The organism is Erysipelatoclostridium sp. AM42-17 (assembly GCF_003480255.1).
In the GTDB taxonomy this organism is placed as follows: Bacteria; Bacillota_I; Bacilli_A; order Erysipelotrichales; family Coprobacillaceae; genus Faecalibacillus.
In genome coordinates this window covers 42,568-57,556 of the sequence record NZ_QUIN01000013.1, presented here as the reverse complement: position 1 = coordinate 57,556, position 14,989 = coordinate 42,568, and the positions used below count along the sequence as shown (strand labels likewise).

At 29.5% G+C, this 14,989-nt stretch carries 5 protein-coding genes and 1 pseudogene; all 6 read right to left on the bottom strand.

The window, feature by feature from the left end; genetic code table 11:
• Positions 1 to 207: 207 nt before the first annotated feature.
• Positions 208 to 4,773, bottom strand: coding sequence for an MBG domain-containing protein (locus tag DW911_RS06370; protein WP_118607614.1), 4,566 nt, complete (start codon positions 4,771 to 4,773; stop codon positions 208 to 210).
• Between the two features lie 185 nt (positions 4,774 to 4,958).
• A pseudogene (locus DW911_RS11340) lies at positions 4,959 to 7,550 on the bottom strand (EAL domain-containing protein).
• 354 nt (positions 7,551 to 7,904) lie between these two features.
• Positions 7,905 to 9,203: an extracellular solute-binding protein gene (locus DW911_RS06355; protein ID WP_233541857.1), complete on the bottom strand. Its 1,299-nt coding sequence runs from the start codon at positions 9,201 to 9,203 to the stop codon at positions 7,905 to 7,907.
• Positions 9,204 to 9,454: 251 nt separating this feature from the next.
• Complete coding sequence (locus tag DW911_RS06350; protein ID WP_118607612.1) at positions 9,455 to 11,041, bottom strand: peptide chain release factor 3; 1,587 nt, start codon at positions 11,039 to 11,041, stop codon at positions 9,455 to 9,457.
• Between the two features lie 72 nt (positions 11,042 to 11,113).
• Positions 11,114 to 12,349 (bottom strand): aminopeptidase, encoded by a 1,236-nt coding sequence (locus tag DW911_RS06345; protein WP_118432893.1) that lies wholly within the window; start codon positions 12,347 to 12,349, stop codon positions 11,114 to 11,116.
• A complete protein-coding gene (locus DW911_RS06340) occupies positions 12,346 to 14,988 on the bottom strand; it encodes a tetratricopeptide repeat protein (RefSeq protein WP_118607611.1) in 2,643 nt (880 codons plus the stop codon). The genes DW911_RS06345 and DW911_RS06340 overlap by 4 nt, the downstream gene beginning before the upstream one ends.
• Position 14,989 lies beyond the last annotated feature (1 nt).

The following is a 14,989-nucleotide window of genomic DNA, read 5'->3' as shown; positions in this document are numbered from 1 at the left end:
ATATAAAAAACCTATATCTTTATGTAAAGGTATAGGTTTGTCAACAATCTGAAGGAACAATCTATAATTGATTGTTCCTTTTAAGTAGACTGTTTATTGATCTTTAGGACTACCCACTTTCAATATAATTTTCTAAAAGTCTTAAAGTTATCCCTTTACAAAGAATTTAGTTACCTAGATTTTTAATAATTTTGAAATATGTTATTTTTAATGAATATATTTCTTCGTTATCAAGTAATAAATTCCTAACAAACTTATACCAAATAAACTTATAAACATCATACCATTAGTATTATCACCAGTTTGAACTTTCTTCGTTTCTTTTTTCTTTTCAATTGTTTCTTGTTTATCTGATGAATCAATATTTATGAGTCCTTCTACTTTTGTATCTTTATATAGAATTGCATAATCACTAAACTTATCTGTTTCAAATGTTATACTATTTGTCTTTTCATCATATTTTGCTTCTAAGATATCTACTTTTCCATTATGACTTCTTGCTACAAAGTATTCTCTTTGAACATTTTTATCTTTATTGATCAGTTCTTCTGGAATCTTGATTGTTAATTTCATGCCTTTTGTAAGTTCATGAATACTTTCATTTGTTCCATCAATATTTTTATATAATGTAATATCTAAGTATTTCCCTACTTTATATCCTTTTGTATTTTTTTCAATAAGTTCACTTGCTTGTGATTCTTTCACATTTAATGCAATTTCTACTTTCTTTCCTTCTGCTACTTCACTTAGTTCATTGGCTGTTATTTCTTTATTTTCAATAAGTAGATCAATTAGATCATCTCTCTTGATTTCTACATTTCCTGTTGTTTTAACAGTAAATGAGCCTGTTCCTATCTTATCATTTTCTTTTGGTAAAATGACATAACTATATTCAATTAAGCCTATATGGTTATTGCCTTTTGCCTTAATCGTAAGAACATGTTTTCCTTCTTTAGTTGCTTGATTATTTAATACTTCATAATCATCTTTGCTTAATACTTTTCCATTAACTAAAACTTGTTCTACTTCTTGTGTTTGTTTTTCTCCTGTATATTTTAAGACTTTACCTAGTACAACTGTTCCATTATCTATTGATAATGGTTTGATTGTATAGGTTCCATCTTTAAAGGTAATGTCATAGTTTAGATTTGATCCTTCTTTTTGGCTTACTTTAATCTTGTATGTTCCTACATCTTCTCCTTCTTCTCTTGTAAGAATGATTCCAGTTAATCTATCATCCCTTGCAAGTCTATCAAAACTAAACATCAACTCATAGCCTTTTTCTCCATATGTTTTTGATAAATCGATTGCTGAAACTCTTATTTTCATTTTTTTAATTGTAAAGTCTTTTGTTACTGATGATTTTTCATAATTATCATCTGCAGGATATATTACTCTTACTGTATATTCTCCTGCATCTTTTGGTTTTATTGTAGTATATTCATTCTTTCCTTTTAACGAATATTCAACAACAGGAGTGGTTGTATTGTTAGATGTTGATTTTACATCTACAATTTCATATCCATCATATTCTTTATTCAATTCATTATCTGTTGTTGTAATTCTTGTATCTGATTGATCTGTTTTACTAATTGTCACCGTTAACATTGGCCATGCAGTTTCTAATAATTCATAGTTATCTTTATCATCACCACTTAAAGTGGATTTAGTGTAACTTACTGCTTTATTTTCCCCTGCTTTTGAACTCTCTACTGTTCCAATTTTTGGCATATCAATAGATACTTTATCTTTTTCAAAAATACCTACAAGTTTTCCACCTTGTAATGTAATCTCGTTCTTTTCGTTATATTTTCTATTTATAGCTTCTAGTCCTTCAACAGATAATTGTTTTTTAGAAATTGTATAACTTGTTGTTGCACTTTCAGGTAACTTATAATTTGAATTATCTGCATTTGTAGCTATCGCTTCATAAGTACCTACATTTTTATGTTTATCTCCCTCAACAGTAATTTTGCAGTTATCACCACTTACTAAATTACTTACTGTAACTTCTGGTAATTGTTCTTTACCATTGTAAGTTAATTTATTGTTCCATTGTAAATCAATTATTCTAGGATTGATTTTATTTGTAATTTCCTGTACATCTACATCTTTAAAATTTTTGTTTCCTTCTACTTTATAGTAAACTGTATATTCTTTGGCATCTTTTCCTGTTGGAATAGCTATTGACCAATTCTTATTATCTATAGAATATTTTACTGTTCCTCCATTAGTAGATGCTTCATTTACTAATTCTTGTTCAGTTCCATTATATGTTAATGTCTTTGTTGTTGGTTTTGTAAGAACTGGTGTTGCTTGAATAATATTGAATTTTAATGTTGTAGAAACATGACCATCTTCCCATCTATAATTTGTAGGATCTTTCAATGTTAATTGAACATCGTATTCACCTACATCAATACCTCCATCATTTTCTGTAGCTATATATAAATCACTATTTGAAATATTCGCAGTTAATTGTTTTCCTGTATATACTTTGCTTTCTAATGTTGGTTTTTTTACTTTTTCCCAGTTAACTGTAATATTCTTTAATGTTGTTTTATTTCCTGATTTATCAGTTACTTCGATGGTATAGAATCCTTGTTTAGGAACTAACGTATAACTACCATTAGTAAATTCAACTGGTTGCCCATCTACTTTTACAGTATCTAGATTCTTATCAGTTACTGTAAAGGTTTGTGTTTTCGTATATGTTTTATTACTTTCTACACCTGATACTTGTGGTGCAATCGTATCAATAACGATACCATCTGTTGAAACATATTTAATATTTCCTGCTTTATCTGTTACCTTGGCATAAATAACATAATGGCTATCTTCACCAAATGAAACAAATTCTCCTTCTTTCCAAGAAGCTGCTTGTAATTGTTCTTCTGTTAGAGGTGTTTTACTACCTGATTTATCAACATAGTAATAATATTTATTGACTCCACTACCTTCATCCCTAGCTGTAATTTCAGCTTTTTGTGTTTCTTTAAAGAATAAACCAAACGTAATTTTATTTAAAATACTTTTCCATGTATTATTTGATACCTTTATTTCTGTATCAGGAGCTGTAATATCAGCTACTCCTTCAACTGTAATATTTGTATCTTTTTGAATATTTTCAATTTTATATTGATTCTTGTTATCTAATTGAACAGTTTTTCCATTTACCTTAACAGCGAAATCTTTCGTTTTTGAATAGCCTTTATTTAATTTAAATGTTAAAGTACTTGATTCATTATAATCAACAACTGTATGATCAACACTTAAAGTATAACCAACTTGGCTAGCTGGAATATGTACCTTAATTTCTTGTCCATTAGCGACATACACTTCTTTTTCAGGTGAAGTATAATAATTTTTGCTATCTTTGTATCTTACATAATACTTACCAGTAGATAATCCTTCTACAGTATTACCTGTAATATCATGCCATTCAGTTTCACCATCTTTTCTATATTCCATTGATGCATCAACATCATTTAATTTACCATCTGTTCCACCTTTATATGTTGTTCCTGTGGCAGTCACAGATGTTGGTGCTTCTCTATGAGCTTTAACAATTTCAAATATTTTTGTTACAGTAGCATGACCATCTTCCCATCTATAATTTGTAGGATCTTTCAATGTTAATTGAACCTCATATTTACCTACATCAATACCACCATCATTTTTTACAACTTTGTATAAACTACTATCTGGAATATCTGCAGTTAATTGCTTTCCTGTATAAAGCTTACTTTCTATTGTTGGTATTTTTACTTCTTCCCAATTAACAGTTATATTATCTAACGTTGCTTTATTATCTGCTTTATCAGTTGCCTCAATTGTATATGTTCCTTCTTTAGGAATTAACGTATAACTACCATCATTAGGTTCAATTAATTGCCCATTTACTTTTACAGTTGCTAAATTATCCTCAATAACCGTAAATGATTTAGACTTTGTATACGTTTTATTACTTTCTACACCCATAATTTGTGGTGCTGTTGAATCAAGTGTTAGACCGTCTGTTGCAATATATGTAGTATTTCCAGCTTTATCTACAACTTTAACATAAATAATACAATGTTCATAGTTACTTAAAAAAATAGAAGTTCCTTCTATCCAATCCACTCTTTTATCTAATTGAGACATTGTCTCAGTTGGGTTATTAACATCATTACCCGAATCATCAATAGCATAATAACATTTATCGATGCCACTTTCTCCATCTGTAGCTGTAATTACAGCTGTTTGTGTTTTACTAAAAAAGTATTTCCCATACGAAATTACATATTTAAACCGGGACCATTCATTTTCACCTATCTTAATTTTAACACTTGGCGATATTTGGTCTTTAAATTTCTCAACTGTAATTATTTTATTTTCTTGAATGTTATTAATTGTATATTGACCTTTATCATCTAAATTTATCATTTCATCATTAACTTTAATGATAAAGTATAGACCTCCTGCATATGTCGACTTTGTAAACGTTAGAGTACATGATTCACCAGATTTAACAACATTTTTATCAATTTTTAAATTATAATACTGATTTTGTTCCTCTGATACCGTTACTGTAAATGTTTGTTCACTTTCAACATTTAAATTGTATGTATTAAAATCATAATAATTATTATCTTTTTGTGAATCTTTTTCAGTATTACTTGCTTTATCAGTATCTGGTACTTCTAATTCCGTCGCAAATACACTTACCGATACTTGTGTAAAAATCATCATCAATGTAAGTATACTTGCTATTATCTTTTTATATATTTTCATTTCCCTTTCCCTCTTCTTTTCTCTATAGTTAAGTTATTTGATAAACATAAAACTGATTACACTCTTATTTTACTATCTATCATACTTATTTTTTGTAATGGGTGTGAAATGTCGTTTTTAGGGTGCGAAATGCAAAAAGAAGTCTCTATTTACAGAGACTTCTTTCTTTAAATTATTCATTTGTTTTATTTTTTGTCACTTTTTAAAGATAATAATTGAGACAACACATCATCACTTATTCTAGCTGGTGATTTTTGTGGTTTACCCAATAAATATCCTTGTAATAAATCCACATCTAATTCCACCAAGGTTTTCATTTCTTCAAGGGTTTCGACACCTTCTGCTATAATTTGAATATTTTGTTGATGTCCATAAGTAACAATGCTTTGAACCATCTTTTGTTTACTTTCATCCAAATATATTTGTCTTACAATTTCTTTATCTATCTTTAGATAATGAGACTTAAGATTAAGTAATACTTTTCCACTATTATAGCCTGTTCCATAATCGTCAATAGCTACTTATCCATGCCATTTATTAAGATAACTTATCTTAGTGGTTTGAAACTCTTGATTTATTTGTTCATTTTCTGTCACTTCTACAACAATATGAGATAAATAGTCTTGATATTATTCTTCAAATTCATCTAATTGTTTTTTTGACATGATTTGAGATGGAATAGAATTAATAAACACTAAACTATCAGATGCAATATAGCCTTGTTTTATATTTTCAATAAAATCTTTCATTGCATGAAACATTGTCAATACTTCAATTTTATCTAAACAATTTAATTGATTAGCTAATGATAAGATTTCTTCAGGATTATTAAGAGTTGGCGTCATTGACCTCATAAGCGCTTCATAACCAATAATATGCCCATCACTTACTCTTACAATTGGTTGATAATAATACATAACTTGTTTTCTATCAATAATCATTGCTAATTCATCAACCTTGCGTTGTTTATATTCATCTGTTTTATAACTTTGCAAATCAAAATTAGCGAATCCACATTTTGTTGATTTTTTAATTTTATACATTGCATAATCAGCATAACTACGTAATTGTTCAAGAGATTGGCTATCACGAGGATACCATGATACGCCTGCAGAAGCACGTACATAAAACTTTTCATTATTTTCTAACAATATAAATGAAATAAATAAACTATTCTTTATTTCTTCAATTCTTTTTTCAATTTCTGCTTCGTCATCATAGCCATACATAAACATATTAAACTCATCTCCTGCCATCCTTGAAACAAAAGTATGTTGATCATTAAATTTTGCAAGAACTTTTGATACTTTTAAAAGATATTGATCTCCACTATTGTGACCAAATTGATCATTTAATAACTTTAAGTTATCTAAATCAATCATAATAAAGGCTGCATTTTTCATTTGACTATGATTTTGGAATAATTGCTCTATATGATAATTAAATGCCCTACGATTATATAATCCCGTTAAATAATCATGATCTCTTTCAAATTCAATATATTTCTTTTCTAAAGTACGTTCAGTAATATCTTCAATGAGACCCATAACATGTCCATTTTCAATCTCATTTTCATTAAGTTCAATATAGATATGCTTTTTATTATTAGGTATCTCATAAATATATTTTTTATTTTCTTTTCTTACAAGATATCTATTTAAATCGTTCATAATACTTTTAAAAGTATCGACATCTTCTACCTTCTTTGTACCTTGACCTATCATACTCATAAAATTATCACTTAAAAAGAAAATATTTTTATTATCATCAATTTCAAATATTCCTAATTTAATTCTAGATAACTCAATAACTTTATTAAAACGTTGTGCATATTCAGCCACATTTTCATTCATCTCTTGAATTGTGTCAACCAACTGATCAATTTCACTAATACCAGTTTGTGATAAATGTTTATTCTTTTTATTATTCATTAAATCTTGAGATAATGTTGTAATTGGTTTTGAAAGACGATAAGCAATAATAACACTTCCGATAATTCCAACAATTAACAATAAAGATATAGCCTTAATTAATAATTCATGAATACTATTAGCAAAACTTAATAAATCTTGATTATCAACAAAAACCATTAGCACCCAATGATCTTTTTCAAAAGGTGTGTTACTACTATAAGTTGATATAGATGTGTAAGTAGCATATGTTTTTTGTGAACTATCTTTTAAATAAAAATCATTGTTATCTTTATTTAAAGCAAAATTTTTATTTAATCCATCTAAACTTGAATAAACTTTTTGATAACTCTGACTTCCTGATTTTTTTATAGCTAGACAGTAATTAGATGTATACTCAGAAATATCGTTATTTGGTAATAATTTACTTAAATATTCATGAGTAAGTTCTATCCCTACTACTCCATATAATATTCCTGTATGACTGACTAAAGGAATGGAATAAGAAATAGATTGATGGCGATCATCTTTGAGTTGATAACTGCGACTCCAATATCCTAAATCTTTTGTAGTATAGTTCTTTTGATTATGTAAAGCTTCTTGAAACGGTTTATAAATAAAATCATCTTTTTTAGATACATCTAATTGCGGTTTCCAAGAAGAATCAGTAGAAATATTAAGCTTTTTAACTGTTTCTCTTGGTCCCCTTACAATGAATAAATCTTGATTATTCGCACTCGATTTAGATAAAGGATCTAAATCTCGAATATATAAACAAGGTTTATTTTGCTTATTTTGTTTTATTTCTTGATTATTAAAAGCAACATAAACACCTGTTGTTTTTAATAATCTAAGTTGATCTATCATTTCATCACTAATACTATTTAAAAACTGCATTGATTGTTGATTGTTTTCATCAATATGTTGTAAATCTATACTGCCATCAGCTGTTAATTCATCTGCTTTTTGATTAATCCCATTCACCAATTTATCTAACTGAGTCCAGCTATTAATCATCTCATTTTCAAAATAAGACTCCCGATTTATTAAACGACCATGTAATATTTCTTTTGGATATTGTTTTAAATGTTGAATAACACTACCATTAATAATAACTCCACCAAATATTATTGCTTCTAAAAATAATAATAAAACTACCGGAACAAGTATATATTTTAAAATACGCTTTTTCTTCATTGTCTTTTTCATAAATAATCTCGATTATTTAACTAAAGATTGTAATTTTTGATATGTTTCATTATACCAATCGTTAAAGTTTTCATCATTATCAAACATATCAATTACAGTTTGATAATCTATACCTTCATCTAAATATTTAACAACATTTTGGCAATCTGCAGATGCTTTATCCTGTAATGAATACTCTAAAACTTTTCTTGCACTTGTTCCATTTTTAAAAGCTTTTGATGTATACATTTTTGAAGTATTAACTGTTTTTACAGCTACCTCTACTACATCACCAGCATTTTTTTTAGAAGTATATTTTCTCACCTTTTTAATCTTATTACCACTTTTTGTTACTGGAAGATAACCACTAGAAATTGAAAAATCAATATTTTGTTTATCTTGAGTAAACCATTTTAAAAATTCTTTGCAAGCTTCTATTTTTTTCTTTTTAGCTTTTGTAACAACCATTCCTGCCCCTTGTTGAACAGCTACTTTCTTTTGTCCCTTAAAAGTTGGTGCTGGTAAAACAGTACTGGTAATATCATGACTTGATTCATTATCATCATAGACTGTTTTAGGAAAATATGTTGCTGAAGAACTTGACCCTATATAACAAAGCACATTTCCTGTTTTAATATCATCACTACGGAATCTACCTGATGATGTAAAATAGCCTTTAATGTAAGGAACATAATAATTATCCCATAATTTACGCACAACTTTTTTATCAAAATTTAATTTCACTTTTCCCTTTTTATCAACACTAAAGACATCAATACCATGTTGTTTTAAACCAACAATAAAATAATTAGCCATAGCATCACGGTCAAATAAAGCTTTACCATCATTTGCCTCAGGAGTAAGTGAATCTGTCCAATCATAATATTGTTTAGCTATTTTAACAAGTCCCTCGTATGTAGATAATGTACTTGTACTTACATGACATGCTTGGCTAAACTTATCCCAATCTGTTTTATTTAACATAATAACTTCAGTTGATTTAGCAACTGGGAATATCTTTAATTGACCTTTAAATACCCCTTCATCAATATAACTATCAATGTATTGCTTACGTTCTTCTTTAGTAAAGTAAGCATTCAAGTTTTGAACATAGCCCATTTGATCCACTTTATAAGCCGTATCTGCATAAGCCGCAAAAATATTAGGCATCTTTTCAGCACCAACTTTACCATGAATAGAATCTAAAATATGATTTTCTAAATCATTAACAGTTCCTTGACTTGAAGCTTCTACAACAACACCCTTTTCTTTTCCAACTGTATTATTAAACTTATCAACTAAATGATTAAAACTATCTAACTGTGCCCCCATTATAATAATGCCACACTGTTATATGAGTAGGATGACTTGCATCTAATTCACTTTTATTAGATGATTGACACCCCGTAATAGTAAACAGCATGGCAATAACAATCCCAAAACACAAATATTTTCTTTTTTTTTACATTTACCCTCTTTTCCCTCTATAACATATTTATCATAGCATACAATGGTATTTCATTTAATTTATGCTGATCTTCATCCTTTCCTTAAAAACAAAAAAAGTCAAGGTTAAACCTTGACTAATTTTTAGAGAACTCTAATAACTCAATATCTTTATTTTTATCACTTGCCCAACGAACACCCCAATCATTAGTAAATAACAATAATGGTTGCCCTTTTAAATCTTGAACAATACGTGTATCTGATGATAAATTTAATGATTTTAAATCAACACCTTGATTAACCCAACGTACATAACGATATGGTAATGGTGATTTAATGATTTCTACATTATATTCAGTGTTTAAACGATGTTCTAATACTTCAAATTGTAAAACACCAACAACACCTACAATGATTTCTTCCATTCCGCCACCCAATTCAGTAAAAATTTGAATAGCTCCTTCTTTAGCAATTTGTTCAACTCCTTTAACAAATTGTTTTCTTTTCATTGTATCTTTATTTCTAATTAATGAGAAATGTTCAGGAGCAAAGGTAGGAATACCTTCAAAAGCAAAATGTTTTTTACCTGTAGTAATTGTATCACCAATAGAGAAAATACCTGGATCAAAGACCCCGATAACATCTCCTGCATAAGCTTCTGTGACTTCACTACGTTCATCTGCCATCAATTGTTTAGATTGGTTTAGTTTAATCTTTCTTTTTCCTTGATAATGATAGACTTCCATTCCTTTTTCAAATTTACCTGAACAAATTCTAAAGAATGCCATACGGTCACGATGTCTAGAATTCATATTAGCTTGAATTTTAAATACGAAAGCACTGAAATTTTCATCACATGGATCAATGACTAAATCCTGTGCTTTTCTTGGTTGTGGTGGTAAAGTCATCGCTAAGAAATGTTTTAAGAATGGTTCAATTCCAAAGTTCGTTAATGCTGAACCAAAGCACACAGGCGATAATTGACCGGCTCTTACTTTATCTAAATCAAAAGCATTTCCTGCCATATCTAATAATTCTATATCTTCTTGTAGTTTGTCATATAATTCATCTTCAAGAATTTCTTTTAACTTTTCATCATGATAATCTAAAACTTCTGGATCTACTTCTTTTTTTCCACCATCAACAGGAATAAAACGAATCACCTGTTTATCATTTCTTTCATAAACCCCAGCAAAACGTTTTCCTGAACCAATTGGCCAGTTTACCGGACAAGTCTCAATTCCTAATTCTTGTTCAATATCCTCCATTAGTTGATAAGGATCTCTTGCTTCACGATCCATCTTATTAATAAAAGTAAAAATAGGAATATGTCTCATCGTACATACTTTAAATAATTTTCGTGTTTGTTCTTCGACCCCTTTACTAGCATCTATAACCATCACTGCACAATCAGCAGCCATTAAAGTACGATAAGTATCTTCTGAGAAATCTTGATGTCCTGGGGTATCTAAGATATTAATACAGAAACCTTGATAATTAAATTGTAATACTGATGAAGTAACAGAAATTCCTCTTTGTTTTTCAATTTCCATCCAGTCACTTGTAGCGTGTTTACTATTTTTTTTACCTTTAACAGTACCAGCTTGTTGGATGGCTCCTCCATATAATAAAAACTTTTCAGTTAATGTTGTCTTCCCAGCATCCGGATGGGAAATAATTGCAAATGTTCTTCTTTTTTCTACTTGTTGTTTTAACTCACTCATGTGTATTCTCCTCGGCATTTATATTATACATTTGTCTTAATGAAGTCAATATCATATCACTGAGTGTTTTTACTAAAATACAAATTGACCATCTTTGAAGATTGTTACAACAGAGCCATCTTGACATGTACCTTCAATAGATAAATCACTTGTACCTAACATAAAATCAACATGAGTTAAAGAATCATTAACCCCCATTTGTTTAAGTTCATCTTTATCTTTATCATTGCCACCTTGAATACATTCACTAAATCCTTTTCCTAAAGCAAAGTGACAAGAAGCATTTTCATCAAATAAAGTATTATAAAATAAAATTCCTAAATTATGGATAGGTGAATCATAAGGAATTAAAGCTATTTCTCCTAAATGATGACTTCCTTCATCAGTTTCAATAATACTTCTTAATAATTCATAACCCGTTTTTGCTCCAAAATCAATAACACGCCCTTCTTTAAATCTTAGGTAGAATTCATCAATAAGGTTTCCACCATAATTTAAAGGCATTGAACTATAAACAATCCCTTCTGCTTCTTGATAATTGGGTGAAGTAAATATTTCTTCAGTAGGAATATTAGGAAAATTATAAACACCATTTTTTAAATAACTTCCCCCTCCAGCAAATAAATAATTCGGATTTAATCCTATTGTAATATCAGTACCTAAACTATTTTTATAATGTAAAGAAGTTAAATTTAAATTATTTAAATAATTAACTCGTTTTTCAAAACTTTGACGATGTGCTTGCCAGATTTCAACCGGATCATGTACCCCATCAATTTTAGCTGCCTTAAAAATAGCATTCCATAAAGCATCCTTAGCCTCTTGATCAGACATATCCGGAAAAACAATATTTGCCCATCGTAATGAACTGCTTGCTACAATACACCAAGCATTAGTCATATTATCTGATAATTCATAATAAGGTTTAAATGCTTGATGACATGCTTTTTGCCAAGTTGAAATCTTTAAAGGATCAATGCCTTTCATTACTTCAGGATCACTATCTTCAATATATAAGAAACATGCATTTTGTTTAGCATAATCATTTTTAAAAGATGATAACCATTGTGGAACATCTTCAAAAAATGAGACATCATTATAATCATATTTCATTCTTGATATTTCATCATCATGGAAGTGTACAACGACTTCCTTAGCTCCTATTTGATAGGCTTGTCTTGTTACTTCTTTGATTAAAGGTGCACTTTCAATAGATCCTTGAATGACAACAGTTTGTTGTTTTTGCACATTTAATCCTGATTCTACTATTAATTTTGCATATTGTTTTAATTTTGCTTCAAAACTCATTTTTCCACCTCAATTTTATCTAATTCTTCTTTAGCTTCTTGTATTCCACCTTGCATAGCAAGGGTATAATAATATTTTGCTTGTTCAAGATCTTTTTCAATACCATCACCATAATGATACATATATCCAAGCATAAAACATGCTTCAATCTGTCCACCACAAATTGCTGTTTTAAAAAGATCAAATGCTTGTTTTTTATCTAAACTAGGATAAATACCATAAAACAACATTTTCCCTACATGGTAATAACCATCTGGGCTCCCTGCTTGTAATGCTGTAAGATAATGAAAATAAGCTTCATGAACATCTTTTTCTACATATTTTCCATATTCCAAACACTGACCATATAAAATATGGGCTGGTATATAATTTTGTTCAACTGCTTGTTGTAAATAATGAATCATTTCTTTCTTTTCTAAATAACTATATCCTTCTTCAATACATAAAGCATATTGATATAAAGCACCCGGTTCATGATCCATTTCAATTGCTTCATGAAAATAATGCATGGCTTTTATATGGTCTATTGCTTCGCCTTTCCCTTCTTTATACATAATACCAATACGTGTTAAAGCCGGAGCATAGTCTTTAGATGCTAATTTATAATACTGCATAGCTTGACTATAATCTTGTTTTATCACTTGACCCTGTTCGTATGCTAAACCTAAAAAGTATTCACCTTCTGGGTAGCCCTGACTGGCTGCCTTTTGATAATAAGGAAATGCTTTTTCAGGTTGTGGATCACAGTATTTACCTTGTTCTAAATAATTTCCATATAAAACCATAGCAGGTGCATATTCTTTATTAGCTGATTCTTGTAAGTAAGAAATCATCTCTTGAGACTTTAAAGACGTCATTCCTTTTTCAACATATAATGCCATTTGATACATAGCTCGTGGTTCACGATCCATTTTAATCGCTTGATAGAAATAATCCATAGCTTTTGTATCATCTTGACTTACCCCTTTACCATCTTTATGCATCATCCCCATACGATAAAGTGCTGGAGCATAAGTTTTACCAGCTAATTGATAATAATGCAAGGCCTGTTGATAATCTTGTTCAATCAGATCCCCTTCTTCATAAGCAAGTGCTAATTGGTATTGACCTATAGGATATTGTAGCGTAGCAGCTTTTTGATAAAGTGCTAATGCTGTCTCTTTATCTTGGGTTGTACCAATACCAAATTCATATAAATAAGCTAAATTACACATAGCTCGAGGATACCCCTCAATCGCTGCTTGTTGGTAATAATGAATAGCTTGTTTTATATCAACTTCTGTTCCTATTCCTGTTTCATAACAATAAGCAACATTACACATCGCAGGGACATAATTTAAAGCTGCGGCTTTTTGATAAAGCTGAAAGGCTTTGTTTTGATTTTTCTTCACACCAAATCCAGTCTCATAAAAATAACCTAGAGCTATCATAGCTTGAACTTCATTTTGTTTTGAAGCTTGTTTATACCAATAACTACTACGGTATGCATAATATTTTATTTCTTCATGTCTTTCATAAAAATATCCTAAACAAAACTGTCCATGACGATATCCTTGTCTAGCAGCAACTTGATATAAGTGTCTTGCCTTTCCAATATCTTGGTCTACTCCTTGACCATAGTCGTAACATAACGCTAATGATGTAAGTGCTGGAGGATAATTTTCAAGGCTGGCTTCTTGATACCAATAAACAGCCTTTTTTAAGTCTTGTCTGCATCCTCGTCCTAATTCATAAAACCTTCCTAAGCGGTATTGACAACCAATATGTCCTTGATTACTCGCTTGTTCATAATAAATAAAAGCTTGATGATCATCTTGATTGACACCATCGCCAAATTCATAACACTCACCTAAAGCACAAATGGCTTCTAAATACCCCACTTGGGCTGCTTCCACAAAATATTCAATGGCTTTTTTTTCGTCTTTTTTTACCCCATAACCATTTTTTAAACAATAACCTACATTGTAAATGGAACGAGGGAACTTCACCGGTAAACCTAAACTATAGAAATGATAGGCTTCATTATAATCTTGTTCAACACCTCTACCGGTTTCATAAAAATACGCTAAATTACAACTCGCTACAGCACTTCCTAAATCCGTTGCCTTACGATAATATTTAGCAGCTAATTGAAAATCTTGAGGCAATCCAAAACCACGTTCATACATATAGCCAATAATACATAAACAATCAGGATCATCAACCAGTTCACCCTGCTTAAAATATTCTAAAGCTTTAATATAATCATGATTATCATAGTAATATAATCCAATATCATATAATCGTGAAAAATCTTGAGATTCAAACATCTCTTCATCATATTTTTCTTGATCAAGTAAAATACATAAATCAATACCTATAATGTTTGCTTGATTATCTTCAATTAAATATTGTTCATCATCTTCATAGTGATCACTATTTAACATAGATTCTTTCATTTCTTTAGCTTGGCTTTCTAATTCTTCAACAGGTAAATCATGACCATATATCGAAATAATTTTTACATATGCAACACTTTGTAAATAATCATCTTTTTTAACTCTGATAATTGTTTCATTATCATGACTATCAATCACTTCTTCAACATAGTAATGTTGAAATAGTGGCTCATAACTTGTTAATCGATCTTTAATATTCATC